General features: G+C 37.2%; 14 protein-coding genes. 6 read left to right on the forward strand and 8 right to left on the reverse strand.

Annotated elements, in window-relative coordinates; all coding sequences use genetic code 11:
• The first annotated feature begins 271 nt into the window (after nucleotides 1-271).
• From MKY49_RS15085 to MKY49_RS15100, 4 genes are all read left to right on the forward strand, one after another.
• Nucleotides 272-817 carry a GNAT family N-acetyltransferase gene (locus tag MKY49_RS15085; RefSeq protein ID WP_322606455.1) on the forward strand — a complete coding sequence of 182 codons (546 nt, stop codon included), beginning with the start codon at nucleotides 272-274 and terminating at the stop codon, nucleotides 815-817.
• Nucleotides 818-828: 11 nt separating this feature from the next.
• Nucleotides 829-1263 (forward strand): GNAT family N-acetyltransferase, encoded by a 435-nt coding sequence (locus tag MKY49_RS15090; protein WP_322606454.1) that lies wholly within the window; start codon nucleotides 829-831, stop codon nucleotides 1261-1263.
• Nucleotides 1264-1398: 135 nt separating this feature from the next.
• On the forward strand, nucleotides 1399-1533 hold the full coding sequence (locus MKY49_RS15095) for a hypothetical protein (RefSeq protein WP_274793835.1): 135 nt from the start codon (nucleotides 1399-1401) through the stop codon (nucleotides 1531-1533).
• 1138 nt (nucleotides 1534-2671) lie between these two features.
• Entirely contained in the window at nucleotides 2672-3277 is a 606-nt protein-coding gene (locus MKY49_RS15100) for a hypothetical protein (RefSeq protein WP_274793836.1), read from the forward strand.
• A gap of 603 nt (nucleotides 3278-3880) precedes the next feature.
• On the opposite strand, the gene lepA is transcribed toward MKY49_RS15100, so the two are convergent.
• The 6 genes from lepA to gpr form a co-directional block, all read right to left on the reverse strand.
• A complete protein-coding gene (lepA, locus tag MKY49_RS15105) occupies nucleotides 3881-5707 on the reverse strand; it encodes a translation elongation factor 4 (protein ID WP_274793837.1) in 1827 nt (608 codons plus the stop codon).
• A gap of 279 nt (nucleotides 5708-5986) precedes the next feature.
• On the reverse strand, nucleotides 5987-6796 hold the full coding sequence (locus MKY49_RS15110; RefSeq protein ID WP_341386602.1) for a protein phosphatase 2C domain-containing protein: 810 nt from the start codon (nucleotides 6794-6796) through the stop codon (nucleotides 5987-5989).
• Entirely contained in the window at nucleotides 6789-7241 is a 453-nt protein-coding gene (locus tag MKY49_RS15115) for an HIT family protein (RefSeq protein WP_341386603.1), read from the reverse strand. The genes MKY49_RS15110 and MKY49_RS15115 overlap by 8 nt, the downstream gene beginning before the upstream one ends.
• Nucleotides 7242-7389: 148 nt before the next feature.
• Nucleotides 7390-9285, reverse strand: a complete 1896-nt coding sequence (locus MKY49_RS15120) for an acyltransferase family protein (protein ID WP_341386604.1) — start codon at nucleotides 9283-9285, stop codon at nucleotides 7390-7392.
• Between the two features lie 462 nt (nucleotides 9286-9747).
• Complete coding sequence (spoIIP, locus tag MKY49_RS15125) at nucleotides 9748-10608, reverse strand: stage II sporulation protein P (RefSeq protein WP_274793841.1); 861 nt, start codon at nucleotides 10606-10608, stop codon at nucleotides 9748-9750.
• 108 nt (nucleotides 10609-10716) lie between these two features.
• Nucleotides 10717-11733, reverse strand: coding sequence for a GPR endopeptidase (gene gpr, locus MKY49_RS15130; protein WP_274793842.1), 1017 nt, complete (start codon nucleotides 11731-11733; stop codon nucleotides 10717-10719).
• Nucleotides 11734-11896: 163 nt separating this feature from the next.
• Here gpr and rpsT point away from each other — a divergent pair, with 163 nt between their 5' ends.
• Nucleotides 11897-12145: a 30S ribosomal protein S20 gene (gene rpsT, locus MKY49_RS15135; RefSeq protein ID WP_274793843.1), complete on the forward strand. Its 249-nt coding sequence runs from the start codon at nucleotides 11897-11899 to the stop codon at nucleotides 12143-12145.
• Between the two features lie 97 nt (nucleotides 12146-12242).
• On the opposite strand, the gene holA is transcribed toward rpsT, so the two are convergent.
• Nucleotides 12243-13253 carry a DNA polymerase III subunit delta gene (gene holA, locus MKY49_RS15140; RefSeq protein WP_312506829.1) on the reverse strand — a complete coding sequence of 337 codons (1011 nt, stop codon included), beginning with the start codon at nucleotides 13251-13253 and terminating at the stop codon, nucleotides 12243-12245.
• A gap of 234 nt (nucleotides 13254-13487) precedes the next feature.
• Between holA and MKY49_RS15145 the strand changes: the two genes are divergently transcribed.
• A complete protein-coding gene (locus MKY49_RS15145; protein WP_036121877.1) occupies nucleotides 13488-13625 on the forward strand; it encodes a YqzM family protein in 138 nt (45 codons plus the stop codon).
• A 28-nt stretch (nucleotides 13626-13653) separates the two neighbouring features.
• On the opposite strand, the gene MKY49_RS15150 is transcribed toward MKY49_RS15145, so the two are convergent.
• The gene (locus MKY49_RS15150) at nucleotides 13654-15873 is read right to left on the reverse strand and encodes a DNA internalization-related competence protein ComEC/Rec2 (RefSeq protein ID WP_341386605.1); all 2220 of its coding nucleotides are present in this window, start codon (nucleotides 15871-15873) and stop codon (nucleotides 13654-13656) included.
• Nucleotides 15874-15906 lie beyond the last annotated feature (33 nt).

Genomic DNA, 15906 nt, shown 5'->3' on the forward strand with positions numbered 1-15906 from the left:
TCTATTCCCTCCCTTTAGTTGTTTTTCATTTTACCATATTCCATCATTAACCAATTAAGGATAACATGTTATAATCATATAATAGACTTATATTAGGCATATTTAGGACAAAACTAACGGACGGAGCAATCGCGCTACCCTTTACTATGCATTAGGTTACAGCTTGCACTTGATTGATTAACGCTGTATAGGCAGTTATGAATCATTTACTAGAAATTGACGTTGAACGAGCTTACCTTGTTCTAACAAAATTTAGAAGGGGCAAATAAACTTGAAATTACTTTTGAGACGTCCACAACAATCGGACATACAGGCGTTACACCAATTCTTTTTCCATGTTATTCAGGATACTTATGCAAAAGAAGGGATTGCGGAGCTAGTGGATGATCAACAGCATGAATGGGAATTGAAAAAAAAGTATGTAGCAATGGACCTAGAGAGCCGCGGCGAAAAAAGATTTTTTTGGCTAGCTGTTGACGAAGAGTCAAATAAAATAATAGGTACCATCGAATGTGGAGAAGCCAACGAGATCATTCAACAAACAATCAAAGAAGATTTATCCTATTGTCCAGAAATCGGTACCGTTTTTGTTCATCCAGACTACCAAAATCGTGGTATTGCGACATTGCTTGTACAAAAAATACTAACAACGTTGGAAAAACAAAAGAAATCTAGCTTTTGTTTAGATAGTGGATACAAACAAGCACAAATCATCTGGCAGAAAAAGTTTGGACAGCCTGACTTTATACTTGAACATTTTTGGGGAACAAATAATCACCATATGATTTGGAAGCGAGCATTACCATTCCAACTTTAAGGAGTAAAAATATGTCCTATCATATTACACAAGAAATACATCAAAAAAACAAAATGTTTGTCAATAACATGCTTTATGAATATAATGTAAAACACTTTCCAACAGATTTACAGGGCCGCTATCAGGAAATTAATTTATTTCTAACTGATAATGCTGGTCAAGTTTTTGGAGGCCTTCTAGGAGAAATTTGCTGGAACTGGTTAGAGATCCATACGCTGATGGTTGACGAAAAGCTTCGTGGCCAAGGGTATGGATCAACATTATTGAAAACAATTGAACAAATGGCTTGGGACAATCAGTGCGATTTCATTAAAGTAGACACACTTAGTTTTCAAGCGTTAACATTTTATGAAAATCATGATTATGAAATTTATGGAACTCTCGATAATGTTGGAAGAGATTTTAAACATTATTATTTAAAAAAGACTTTACGACAGAATCTTTAAACATAGGAAACAAAATTAATAAATGTGTGTATCATCTATGTATTTTCTATTTTAGTATTCGGTAGGAGCATTTTAAAAAGTAAGGACTAAATGCTTAATTGGTGACTATACTTATTATGTTTGGAGGGAAATGAAATGTTAAAATTCATTGATGATTTAGCCGGTGCGGTTTTCGATGTCTTTATGTTATTTTGTTATTTCTTTGCAGGCGTAATATTGGTAGGAGTCCCCATCTTTTTATTAGCTAAGTTTTTCCAACTGTTTCTCTAAATAAATTTTAAAAAGGAATCGAGAAGTCTACTCTCGATTCTTTTTTGTTTATTAAGCAATGCAAAATTATGGAAGGTATTTGTGCTACCGCTAGTTCCATTACTTGTTGTGTAGTAGATACAGGCATATCTGTGGAGGAATATTGTCATTGAGTTTCATAAACATAAATAGCCCTGTTCCCACTGCAACTATGGATGGGAATGTTGCAGCTATTGCTACATGCTTTAGAGTTGCATACTTTTCATCACCTTCAAATCAATCACTGTAATCTGTATATTCATGAGCAGGTACAACCACTGATTTAATACGTTTCTTAAACATCTATATTCCTCCTCTTATTGAATATCGTTATTTGTGTACACCGTGCACTTTAGCCCACCACAGGATGCTTCTAGCTGTTGCCTACGCGATTCTGTTGTGGTCAACCATACAAGGGTAATAACCTAATTGCTTGACAACGCTTGGTATAAGCTCTTTATACCATTTAATCTTTTCACGATACTCCTTCATGGTTTGAAAGTTATCGACTTCTAAAAAATGTTGAATTCCATTCCTTGAAAACATGCCGTCCACAATGATACTTGTAGTGCCATCTGATATTTTGACTTCACTCTTCCAGTCACTTGGACATTTTTAAAATAGCCAGAATTAATTTCGCATAATTGTGTGTTGTACATGGCCGCCTTTCTTAGGTACCTTGTCACAATCAACGTAAAGACGACCTATATTGTTGCGTATAAATCGTTTCGTAACCATCGCGAATGGATGATAGATAACTGAATAAATTGTGGAGGACTCTATTTGTATTTCAAAAAGCACACTTTCACCCTTTCCTTTTTCATCTGCACCACGGTTCTCTTACGTAGTAAGAATCGCATGTAATGAGCAGTCTAAAATGAAGTGCAAACCATTGATACAACAGCATTTCATATATGCCCACTTCAATACTCGAATGGCATTAATCAGGCATGGTATCGAGTATACAAATGGGCATAAAAATCACCGTACAATATACCCAACTTTGCGAGGTTCTTTTACTTTCTTATCAACAGTTTTATTAACATCTGTGGAAGGTGGATGACAATAGCCTTTTAACACCCACCCCCTCTGAATAGACTGATGAAAAAGGAGGTATTAAATGCGTGATAATAATTCCATAAATTGTGGTTGTTCGTCAGCTAAAAACAATTGCAAAATCGGACCTTTTGAAGCTTTAGATGCCACATGTTCACCAGTACCTTCAGTTGCCTCAGGAATCTCAATCATCCCCTTCTCTTCCGGACCTTTTACTTCTTCTATATCTACAACTTCTGTGGGATTACCAAGTGGTATATCTTTAATCGGATTCGGAAGTGCTGTAAATGGATTAGCGTTACTACCCAATGGTGATATTGATCTAACTACTCAAGTGACAGAAGCTTTTTCTAACCCACAAGCAGGCAATATAACAACCATCTCTGCATCCTTTAGTTCTACTACTACTTTTCAACCTCAGATAGAAAGTACAATTAGAGCACAGATTTACCGTGCAGCTGCAGATAGCAATATTTTCTCTCCTACAAACGCATTTGTTGATTTAACCCCAATATCTACCCTATTTTCCGTAGCTAGGGGTCTTAAGAATGTTTCACCACCTGTATCTGTAGCAGCAGGTGATCTTTTATTAATGGTGTTTACAGTCACTTCATCAGGAACTGTTACCATTATTGGTAATGCAATGGCAGGTATCACTATAGCTTTATAGATTTAAATAATCTCGCTCTGCTATAGATAAGATTTATTAGGCTTCACTTTTGAACGTCCTACAGCCTTGTTATAAGCTCCTGTGAAAACGGCTCTTAATGTACTAGCAATAGTTTATGTACCGTTCGCAATATCACGGATAATGTTAGCCCCTTAGCGTTCACAAACTCACGTACATCGTTCATTTTTGTAGCTAAGATACATTTGTGAAGCTGGTCAATGGTTGCTGTGTATGAGGTTTATCGGTTGACAGTACATCAAACGCAATAAAGGTTGCTGGAAGGGTTAAAGTAGCCTGTTCAATTTTGGAGGGATTCTCCATCCATCCATTTTAAATCGTAAATCCCGATGTTGATCGAAAGTGGACAACCAATAAAAACTGTCCAAAAAAGATTAGGACACAGCAGATCAGCAATTACTGAAGACCGCTATGTCCATTTAACACAGAAGATGGCGAGAGATGCTGCCGATATTTTTGATTCCATCGCTAAGAATTTATAAATTGCTGGCACAATTTTTAATGCGGTGGCAAATCGGTGGCAATCTCCACCCAACTGTTAAAAAACTATTTGATTAAAACCTTATAAATACTGTTATTTCAAGGTTACTTCGTATCATCCATCTTCAGCACAGCCATGAACGCTTCTTGAGGGACTTCAACGGAACCTACTTGTTTCATACGTTTTTTACCTTCTTTTTGTTTATCAAGAAGTTTACGTTTACGTGAGATATCCCCACCGTAACATTTTGCTAACACGTTTTTACGGATAGCTTTAATTGTTGAACGGGCCACAATTTTTTGTCCAACTGCTGCTTGAATTGGTACTTCAAATTGTTGACGTGGGATTAATTCTTTTAATTTTTCTACGATAATTTTACCACGATCATAAGCAAAATCACGGTGGACGATAAAGCTTAATGCATCGACTTGTTCACCATTTAGTAAAATATCCATTTTAACTAGTTTCGATGGTTGGTAACCAATGAGTTCATAGTCGAATGATGCATAGCCCTTCGTATTGGATTTTAAATAGTCAAAGAAATCATAGACAATTTCTGATAAAGGCATTTCGTAAATAATACTTACACGAGAAGTATCAATATAATCCATTGTCATGAAATTACCACGCTTCATTTGACAAAGCTCCATAACCGCTCCTACATAATCATTCGGTACCATAATAGTTGCTTTTACATATGGTTCCTCAACACGATCAATTTTTTGTGGATCTGGCATAAAGGAAGGATTATCTACCTTAAGGGAAGTCCCATCTGTCATATGGACTTCGTAAATTACCGAAGGCGCGGTAGTAATGAGGTCAATATTAAATTCACGCTCAATACGCTCCTGAATAATTTCCATATGTAGCAATCCTAAGAAACCACAGCGGAAACCAAAGCCAAGTGCTTGAGATGTTTCTGGCTCATATTGTAGAGCAGAGTCATTTAACTCTAGCTTCTCTAAAGCTTCACGTAAATCATTATATTTGGCTGTATCAATCGGATATAATCCACAGTACACCATTGGGTTCAAGCGGCGATAACCAGCTAATGGTTCTGCTGCTGGTCGGTTAGCAAAGGTTACCGTATCACCGACACGTGTATCACCCACGTTTTTAATGGATGCTGTTAAATACCCTACATCCCCCACTGTTAGTTCAGCCTGTGGCACAACCTTTGGTGTATGTACCCCAACTTCAATAACCTCAAATTCTGCTCCTGTCGCCATCATGCGAATTTTATCGCCAGGTTTAACAGTACCGTTGATAACACGAATCGAAATGATAACACCTTTATAAGCATCATAAACAGAGTCAAAAATTAGCGCTTGTAGAGGTGCATCAGGATCACCTGTTGGTGCTGGTACTTTCTCAACGATTTGCTCTAAAATATCTTCAATACCAATACCTGCTTTTGCAGAGGCTAATACCGCTTCCGATGCATCTAGCCCGATGACATCCTCTACCTCTTGACGTACGCGCTCAGGATCTGCTGCTGGTAAGTCGATTTTATTAATAACAGGTAAAATTTCTAAATCATTATCAAGTGCTAAGTAAACATTTGCTAATGTTTGCGCTTCAATACCTTGTGCGGCATCCACAACTAAAATGGCACCCTCACAAGCAGCTAAACTACGGGATACCTCATATGTGAAATCGACATGTCCTGGTGTGTCGATTAAATGGAATGTATACACTTCGCCGTCTTTCGCTTCGTATTTTAATTGAACTGCATTTAATTTGATCGTAATGCCTCGCTCACGCTCTAAATCCATTGAGTCAAGGAGCTGTGCTTTCATTTCACGGGAAGTTAAAGATTTTGTTTGCTCTAAAATACGGTCAGCAAGCGTTGATTTCCCATGGTCAATATGTGCAATAATAGAGAAATTTCGTATATTCTCTTGTCGTTTTAAACGTGCTTCTCGGTTCATCTTTTCCACTCCTAATTAAACTATAATGAATTATACTATGAACGATATGCAAAGTACAACAGCAACAAGAGTGGAAAGCCTATAATATCAATACTTTTGGTGTTTAATGCCGCTTTTAGGTTTTACATTATTAAGTATATAAATGCAGAGAATTTGGCTGAAGTAGCCTGTATAGAAAGTTATAGACACTTGAAGTAATAGGTTGGAAGTTAATAATGAATAAATCATAGTTCGCAGTATAGAAAAAAGAGGTGTAATTCTCACCTCTTTTTTAGAGTTCTATTGATTACTCGGTTTAGTGGCTTCCATCGAATTATCAACTCTCCAAGAAATGATAGTAGTGCTATCTCTAACATGATTGTCTTGGATGTTTTTCAATATCGACTGAATGCTTTTATCATCATTGCTGTTCATAGAATGAAAAATGTTTGCAGGATTATCATAAGGCTCATTCGGACATTCAATTAGACCATCTGTCGTTAGAAAAAAAAGATTCTCACCTTTTCTTAACTCCCTAATTCCTACGCTATAACATGGGACGTCCTGTTCAAAAGTATTTACTTGTCCGATCCATTCATAGAATTGCCTTTGATTTATTTGGTACTGACCTAACGAGGCTAGTTCAGGGTGAAATAAATAAAAAATACAATCTCCAACGGAAAACCACCAACTATATTGATCTTTTCTTACAACAATTAAACAAGCAGTTTCTCCCTTTACATTTTTACAAATCGATAAAAACTCTTTCGATTGAAACATACTTAATATCTTTTCTTCTAGCATGTTAAAAGTTCTTCGGGTTGTGGCCATAGATAGCAAATGCTTTATGGTGTATTTTTCATCATTAAATAATGCTATAATTTTTTCTGCACTTTCAGATGTGTTATGTGCATCTAAAATAATGGCAAATTCCCAATTTTCTTTTTCGTTATACCAAACTAAACATCCATCCTCATTCTTATATTGCCCTGCATTCGAGTTACCCCCATATCGACCGACAATGATATGATTTAATTGGTGAATAGTTATTTGATCAACAAAATTTTCTTCGCTACCAACCCAGCAAAAATCTTGGCTATTGTTATTCATATTGGTTATTCTCCAGGTGTGTTTTTAAACGATTACATAGATCGATAACCTCATTATTATCTCCCATAGGAGCCTCTTTCCAATTGTAGACCTCCATAGGACCCCAACATTCTTTTGGTGTATTAGCATAGCGAGCCACTAGGTGCATATGGAGATGCGGAACCGAATTCCCTGAAACAAGTGCATAAATATGTTCAGCGTTTTCTGACTCCTTTAGTGCTTTGCTGACTCTAGCCATGATGATTCCAAATGCCTGCGCTTCCTCAACAGTCATTTCAGCAAGGGTCGGTACATGTCTTTTTAAGTCAATCATAATATGCCCTAAATAGTTCGGTTGACCGTTGCTATCAATATGACCCACATAAACATACTTGTCTTCATAAATCATCACACCAGCAGCCTCAATATTGCCAGCATGTTTATTGCAAATAAAACAGTCTTCCAAAGAAATCACTCCTTTTCCATCATTAGTAAAATTATAACATCATATATCATTTAATTTTTACCATATTTGTATGTTTCCACCTCGAATAACTACTAGGTGTATCTAAAAAGTCAGCTACACAGAAAAACTGTGTAAACTGACTTTTTCATTAGTTTTGCTTTTGTAGGGATTGTTGAATCAGGTTTGTTAAAACTTCTACCCCTTTTTTCTCTAAATGAACGCCATCTGGGGCAAAGTATTCTGGATGATTGAGTGCTGCTGCATGCCAGTCAATTAGTGTAATATGCTCATGCTCCTGTGCTTTTTGGAGTAAAGCTTCATTCACTTTAGCCTCCCATGAACGTGGCACCCGTGTATTTACTAAATAAATATCCGCATTCGAAAATGCGTTAAGGAGTGTGTCCATTTGGTCATTCGTAAAATAACCATTCGTCCCTAACTGAAGAATAACTGCATTATTAGGTTGATTAAAACTTGCATAATTTGGTGCTAGTTTAACAGCTTGTGAAACTTGGCGACCTATTTTTCCATCGATCGTAATAGTTGGGTAAATAGTATGTAAGGTCGGTGCAATATCAATCATAAGCGAATCACCAATTGCTAATATGCCACTATAAAATTCTTTCTTTTCAGGCACTGCATGGACGTCATTTTCATCTTGCTTTGGCGTTTCTGTTTGCTGAACATCCTCGACTTCCTTTTCCTTACTAGTGGTAGCTTCGTCTGTCTCTGGTTGTTTGTCATGATCATTCAGATTGGCTGTAGGTTCATCTCCATTAATTTTAATGGTTGTTGGATAGGAACTGGATGTGCTTTCCTGCCCTTCCCCTACAACGCCCGTCATTCCTGTAAAAAACACAAGAAGGAAAAGTGGTACCATGACGGTTGAAATTTTTCGGGATAGTGAAATACTTTCCCATTTATTTTTATTAAAGACAAGGTATTTTCGATAATAGTCTTTGAACCCCTCTTTACGAATAGGCATCTCAATGAAGCGATACGATAACTCTGCAATCATAATGATGAGGACAAACTGCCATGCAACTCGCCAATAGGAGGGATTACCGATTTCATGAATAGGTGTCCCCAACACCATAACAGGATAATGCCATAGATAAATCCCGTAGGATCGAGATCCAATCCAACAAAGTGGCTTCCAGGCTAGTATTTTTCCTAAAATGCTCACTGGGTGACAAACACATGCAATTAATATCGCCGCATTCAAGCAAAATAAGAACATTCCTCCTCTATAAAGAAAGGATTGATATTCATCCACATATACTATACTGACTAAAAAAATAGTAAGTGCAATAAAACTCATACTATTTAATTTCTTCACATGGTTTGTCGATAATTTTTGAGAAGATAGCCTTTTCATTGGCCAAACAAGGGCTAGCCAACAGCCAATTAATAACTCAAAGCAGCGAGTATCCGTTCCATAATAGACGCGACTAGGATCAGCACCTGGCTGATAAAGGATCGCCATGACTAATGCTGAACAAATGGCCCCAAGAAAGACGACCTTTGCTAGCTGACTTTGTTTTTGGACAATATAAAGCCCAATCATTAAGAGCAACGGCCAAATTAGATAAAACTGTTCTTCAATGGCTAAGGACCATAAGTTTTTTAAAGGTGACGGAGATCCGAAACTATCAAAATAAGAAAGCTTATGAAAAATGAACCACCAATTACTTGAATAAAAAATAGAAGACAGTGCATCTCCTCTTAATGTATGGAGGAGCTCTTTATGAAAGAGCATTGTCCAAACAAATGATGAAACAATCATAACGTAGGCAGCTGGTAGTAATCGTCTAAACCGTCCGATCCAAAATTTTTTGAGGCTGACTGTTAATTGATTGCCCTTTAAAGGTAAAATGGTAGAGGTGATTAAATAGCCTGATAATACAAAAAAGATATCTACTCCTAAAAATCCCCCTCTAGCCCAACTGAAGTTAAAATGGTAAGCAATAACTGCTAATACAGCTAATGCTCGAATCCCGTCTAGTCCAGGAATATAACGATGATTTAATGACTTGCCTGACATACTATTCCTTCCTTCAATAATCTATCAAATTCTCCTCAGTATAATGGCCCTTAAAGAGTACTAAATCTTGATTGACGCATAGTTGCGCCCTTTAATGAATAATCATCCCCTCTCCATCGTTCATTCATTTATGTTCACTATATGTTTGACGATTGAAAAACGATAAAAGTTTTAGAGAAAAATGAAACATTATCACTTTTTTAATCTTTTAAAATTCATATGTATGTATGCTATATTTTTAAAAATACATCCTCCAAAAATGGTAGATGTTTCAAAATCATATTTACCTTACTTGCATATGCTTTTCATTTACGTTTAATCATGCAATCGGAGTCAACTTGAAAATTATAAGACAAGAATGGAGCAATGAAAAGACAAATAATGAGATTTTTTTCTGGAAATTTTATTATAATACAATAGTAAAAAAGTGAGTCTACAAGAGCCTCACTTTTTGCTGCCATTTTATTTTTTTGAATCATTTACAAATGCTTTTGATATAGCCTTCCCAATTACAGCAATCGTACGATTGATCTCTTCTTCTGTATTGCCAATTCCACCTATCTCAATAATCATCATTTGCTTCGCTAAATCCTGATTGTAACGTCCATCGACACCGTCACCGCTTTTGGAAATAACACCCTTAGAAATTTTAGGGACAATCGCGTTTAATGTGGAAGATAAACTTTCCGCATAGGCTGTATTCCAGCGGAAGTTGGCATGTTCAGCTCCAACAACGATTGCGATTTTCGCATAGTTTTCCCCGTTATACGAAATTGTTGTAAGATCATGTTTTAATGAGTCACGATGTAGATCCAGTATTAAATCATAATTATTTGTTTCTAAATGCTTACTTAAATAAGGTCTCATCACATTATAAGATTCGTGATATCCCTTACCTTCTGCTTGTAATTTCTTCATAATATCTACATCAAGAACATCTGTCTTCAAGCCATTTACATTAAAATGATTCACAATCTTATCTTTCAAGCTCATAATATTAACCGTTTCATGAGAAGTCGCTACCTTACCGCTCACTGCCTTTACCATTGGTTCATAGGCTTCATGGGAATGAGTAAATAACACTAACACTTTAAATGGGTCAGGTCCCGGATCCGGGGCTTGATCTGCTTCAGGTTCTTTCGTTTGTTCCAACACACTTTGTTCAGCTAAATTGGTAGCGGCAAACACGACCTGCTTATCTTCTGGTTGTTTAATCGGAGTCGATGCTTGCTTGTTGAACGGAAGTTGCCCAGCAATGACAGGTAATACGAAAAAGAACAATAATATACCAAATGACCATTGTAGTTTTTTTAGCAAAGTCACACCCTCCTCCCCATATCGTATGGAGGGGGGGTATTTTTTAGAACGAAAAAATATTTCTTGTTTTCTGCATAAAAATCAGTGCTTCAGAAGAGCTCTCATTTTACTTTTTTATATTTCACTTGCCCAATTCATTAGCATAGAAGCCACTAATCTTGCATAGCGATCAATCCAATAGTCTGCTTCTTTAGGCGTTACCATCAATTGTGTATGGGAGCCTGCGAAGGTTTCTTCAAAAAGCTGTTGACGTTCCTCTTTCGTCCATGTCGCCCATTCACCGAAAATAGGTTGAACTAACGTCATATCTAGGTCCTTACTGATGTCTGGTTGCCAAGAGGATAAAGAAAGCTTTGATGATGGTTTACTTCGTTCAGCCACTCGAGCAGCTATCGAACGAAGCATTGTTTCTACTGCATCTGCAATTAAAACTGGTGCATCAACTACAGTCGGGATGCCAATTGCAGTTACTGGAATACCCAGCATCTCATAGGAGATTTCCTGACGTTGATTCCCTACCCCTGATCCTGGATGTATACCTGTATTTGTTAGTTGAATGGTTTTACATAGTCGATTACTCGCTCTCGTAGCAAGTGCGTCCACGACAATGATTAATTTTGGTTGTAGACGTTCAGCAATGGCAGCCACGAACTCACCTGTTTCATAGCCTGTTTGTCCTGTTACACCAGGCGCATACATCACAAATTTTTCATCAATCACATCTAAACTATGCAGATGATCAATCAAATACGGACCAATCGCATCGGGTGTAATTGTGCGATTCCCCAAGCCGACAATTAGAATTTTATCGTCTTCTTGCCAGGAAAGGGATTCATGCAATTTCTTAAAATTCACCAATAGCTCTTGTTCTAGTTGTGTAAATCCATCTTGATCTTCTAATGTTAGGGTCGGGACAGAAAGTGTAATATACTGTCCTTCTTTTTTACCAATTTGCTTTTCCCCTTCAGCATCTACAAGAACGTCTGTAATTTTCACTCGACCAGCATTCCGATCTACTATTTGAATGCCACTTGATTGTTCCAATTTTTCTTTTTGTTCTTTTGTCTGATGGACAACTACCTCTTCTGATTCATCGATTAAATCTGTTCGTTGCCAATTAAAATTTTCCATACAGTTCACCTCAAGCTGTAGTTTGTTCAAACTGTCAAGTAAATATTCTTTGCATTTATCTATTGCAATTTGGCCAAGCGTTTGTTAAAATGATTTTTGTTGTATTGACACAAGAAATCAATGAGAAGATATCATCTCGTACCTAATTTAGGAGGTGAAATATATGCCAAACATTAAATCTGCGATTAAACGCGTAAAAGTTAACGAAAAAGCTAACATTGCTAATTCTCAAGCTAAATCTGCAATGCGTACTACAGTGAAAAAAGCTGAGAACGCTGTTGCTGCTAACGCTGAAAACACACAAGAACTTTTACAAGCAGCTTTCAAATCTTTAGACAAAGCAGCTTCAAAAGGACTTATCCACAAAAACGCGGCGGCTCGTAAAAAGTCTCGCCTTGCTAAAAAAGCGTAATTGTTTAAAGGATCAGATACTCTATTATGAGTAGCTGATCTTTTTAATTTTGATAGATAATAAAAAAAGCTGTCGCAATATTGGACAGCTTTCTGTGTTAAAGTTGACGTAATAAGAAAAGCTCTAAAAAGCGTTCTCGGTTACCGCTTGTCGATTTCAGTTGTAAATCAACCTCTGCTAACTGATATAAGGCTCTTAACAAACTTTCTTCTGACGGTCGATTCCGCTGCTCAACCATTAATTTGACACGATACGGATGTATTTTTAAATTTTTAGCAATTTGTTGCGGATGATATCCTTTCTTCAACAAATAAAAAACATTCGACATTGTACGAACATTGGATGCGAGTAACCCAACTAACATAATAGGTTCTTGTTTTTGTCGTAATAAATCATGATAGATAGACAAGGCTCCGACAGAATCATTCGCCAAATAAGCATTGAGCATTTTAAAAGCATCTTGCTCCAATGTTTTGGCCACTAAATCCTCCACTAAAGTAGATGTAATTTCACCACCCTCACCTAAATAAAGGGTTAGCTTATCAATTTCCATTTGTAATTGTAGCATGTTCGCTCCAACCATCGTCACAAGCAGTTCAATTGCATCTTGTGTAATGCTATTGCCCTGTGCTTTCACAATGCCTTGAATCCACACCGCTAAGTCCTGTTCCTTTGGTGTTTCTGCTTGCACAAGTAACGCATGCTCTTTCATCATTTTGGTTACTTTTTTACGTTCATCTAATTTTTCATATGGGGCAATAAATACAGTTACTGAAAAATCGGATGGATTCGATAACCACGTTTCTAAACGCTTCACATCATGATCGATTTTTTCCTTCCCTTTTTCGGTTGCCTTTAAAAAAGAGGCATTTTTAGCAATAATCAATTTTCGTTCTGAGAAGAAAGGAATTGTATCTGCTTCATCCATGACAGCATCTACTGGCATTTCATCCAAATCAAATGTTGTCATTTCTAGCTCTTCTTCTGGGCCCATCGCTTTTTTTAAACGCTTGATGGTCTCATCTATAAAATAGCTTTCTTCACCAACAAGTAAATATACTGGTGCCAGCTCACCTTTTTTTATTGTATTCCAAACCGTTGAAATCATAATTTCCCCTCCATCTAGCAATACTATTAGTATACATGATTTTTTATTGATATAGCAGAAGACACAATAGCTCTTTCGTGAAAGATGAATGAGTTTTACTTTCTACCCTTTAAAGGCTATTTGTGTCTTTGACTAAATTGTGTCGATTCCTTGCCAGACGGGGAATTCTCCTTTTCAATATAGCTTTTATGCACATGTTGTCTTATAATAAATAACAGAATTGGAGGGATAACAATGAATCCATTTGAAGGAAAAAACATACAATGTCGACGTAACGATGCCATCGATTCTGGTGTTGGTTTCGGTGTATCATTTGGCGTTTTCACAATTATGTTTATTATTGCAACTATAGTAGAATTTGTATCACAGTAATTGGACTTATGCACAGAAAAGGGCTTTGTCATTGGACAAGGCCTTTTTCAATTTTTGACACTGACCATGTAGTATTGCCACGAATACGAATTTCAATTGTTCCATCTACTCCTGTTGTAAAAGTCGCCAAATTCCGACTTGTAAAACGTTGGACCACTTCTTCATGTGGATGTCCATAGCGATTCTGGAGACCTGCACTGAAAATCGTTAATTGCGGTTGGAGTAACTCGACAAATGATTCTATACTTGATGTTTTACTACCATGGTGACCTGCCTTAAGTAGTGTTAGATTGGCTATTAGATGCCCGTAACGCTTAATTAGCTGTTGTTCACCATATTGCTCCAAATCGCCGGTAAAAAGCGCTGTAAACCCCCTCTGCTGCATGTATAAAACAAGTGAATCATCATTTCCTTCATAAAAGGTATCTTGAGGCCATAAATAATAAAAACCCACCTCTCTGATATGCCACGCTGTCCCCTGCATCTTTTCCTTGATGGGAACTTTGAATTTCTTTGCCTCCTTCAATAAATCTCTCATGACAGGCTGTTCCAATGAACCCGGCGTAACATGAATTTCCTTCATTTTAATCTCTTGTAAAACTTCCTCTGCCCCTTCTACATGATCTGCATCTGCATGTGTGGCAATAAAAATGTCGATAGCTCTTATACCCTTGCCTTTTAAAAACGGCACTACAACTTGCTTTCCCACCTCATAAGGTCTATCTGTTTTCTTCCATTGCTCTTGTTCAAATCGCAATACCCCTCCCGCGTCAATGACATACACAGCTTTCCTAAATGGTAATTCAATCACGATACTGTCCCCTTGTCCAACGTTTAAAAACGTGATCTTTGTTTCGCTATACAATATGGGTGATAAATGAATCCAAAGGGCTGGTATGAAGAGGATGACAATTGCCTTCCCATATCGTCTTGTTTCTAAGTAATAAAAGCTCACTAGAACACTTAGCATTGCTACACAACTAAGCCAAATAGTTGGTTTACCTGGTGACCATAATTGGAAAGGTAGCCCCTGCATGTAAAAAATCATATCGGTTAACAAATGACGTAATGGTTCGTAGACAATAAATAACATGTCTGCAAGTGGTAAGGGAAGATACGTTAGAACAAAGACCACTAGATTAAAGGGCAATATTACAAAGGAAAAGAGTGGAACAAACATAATATTTACAATGAACGAGGATAGGGATAGTTCATAAAAATGATAAAGTAATAAAGGATAGACGAGCAGCTGGCACACGAGTGTAATGCAAAAAGAGCGAGCAAGCTCATTTTTTGTTTGTTTAAAAATGGTGCCGGAATAAACAAGACTTACGGCTGCTAGATAGGATAGTTGGAAGCCTATTTGAAAAATGACGCCAGGTTCAAGCAAGACAAAGCCTATAAAGCTAAAAGCTAATGCATCATCCATTGGTAGGTCCAACTTAATCATGCGCAGTATCATCATTAATTCGACCACAGAAACCGCACGCCACACAGAAGGTGCGCCTCCTGCAATGACGCCATAAACGGGTAAGAGGATCAATAGAACAACCGTAGCCAATTCTTTGCGAACGCCTATTCTAAGTAATCCTTCAAAAAATAGCCAAGATATCAAGGCAACATGTAAACCTGAAATTGCAAATAAATGCGTAATACCTAACTTTTGATAAGCACGCTGCAATTCATCATCCATTTGGTCCTTCTCTCCAATTAAAAGTGCTTGTGCCTCTACTACAAGGGATTTTGGAAAAGTACGTTCAATATGCTTTTCTATGCTGTATCTTCGTTCTGCAAGGAAGGTAACGAAGGAAGTTTGCTTTTCTACGTAACTCCAATTCGTGATTTCAACTATACCTATTGCTCCCTTACTCGTTAAATAATCTGACATTGAAAATGCATAAGTATGAGCAGCAGGTGATGGCTCAACAAGTTCACCTTTTGCTAAATAGGTTACGCCTGTTAGGGACGTATTTTCATATAGCTTTTTCTCTTGCTCAGAAGAAAATGTATAAACAACATAAAGTTTTTGGCCATCTGTGGTTGTTGCAAATCCTCGAAGTGTTTGACCGTTAATTTTATAGTCATTTGACCATGTTAATGGGAAGGTTGACGGTAAAGGGGAAGGTTCCGACAAATGATAGATTGAAAGGAAAAAATACGATAGTAACCCACAAGCCATTACAAGCGTTGCAAGAAAACGTGACTCATCTTTTATGATGAGCCACAGTGCTAAAAGAAGTATTAACATGAGTAGCCAAGCCGACTTGTGTGCCGCAAGAGC

The organism is Lysinibacillus sp. FSL M8-0134, from assembly GCF_038069745.1.
Taxonomy (GTDB): domain Bacteria; phylum Bacillota; class Bacilli; order Bacillales_A; family Planococcaceae; genus Lysinibacillus; species Lysinibacillus irui.

Coding starts and splice junctions, on each gene's coding strand:
- MKY49_RS15090 (WP_322606454.1), top strand. CDS start 829: ATGTCCTATCATATTACACAAGAAATACATCAAAAAAACAAAATGTTT.
- MKY49_RS15095 (WP_274793835.1), top strand. CDS start 1,399: ATGTTAAAATTCATTGATGATTTAGCCGGTGCGGTTTTCGATGTCTTT.
- MKY49_RS15100 (WP_274793836.1), top strand. CDS start 2,672: ATGCGTGATAATAATTCCATAAATTGTGGTTGTTCGTCAGCTAAAAAC.
- lepA (WP_274793837.1), bottom strand. CDS start 5,707: ATGAACCGAGAAGCACGTTTAAAACGACAAGAGAATATACGAAATTTC.
- MKY49_RS15110 (WP_341386602.1), bottom strand. CDS start 6,796: ATGAATAACAATAGCCAAGATTTTTGCTGGGTTGGTAGCGAAGAAAAT.
- MKY49_RS15120 (WP_341386604.1), bottom strand. CDS start 9,285: ATGTCAGGCAAGTCATTAAATCATCGTTATATTCCTGGACTAGACGGG.
- gpr (WP_274793842.1), bottom strand. CDS start 11,733: ATGGAAAATTTTAATTGGCAACGAACAGATTTAATCGATGAATCAGAA.
- rpsT (WP_274793843.1), top strand. CDS start 11,897: ATGCCAAACATTAAATCTGCGATTAAACGCGTAAAAGTTAACGAAAAA.
- holA (WP_312506829.1), bottom strand. CDS start 13,253: ATGATTTCAACGGTTTGGAATACAATAAAAAAAGGTGAGCTGGCACCA.
- MKY49_RS15145 (WP_036121877.1), top strand. CDS start 13,488: ATGAATCCATTTGAAGGAAAAAACATACAATGTCGACGTAACGATGCC.
- MKY49_RS15150 (WP_341386605.1), bottom strand. CDS start 15,873: ATGTTAATACTTCTTTTAGCACTGTGGCTCATCATAAAAGATGAGTCA.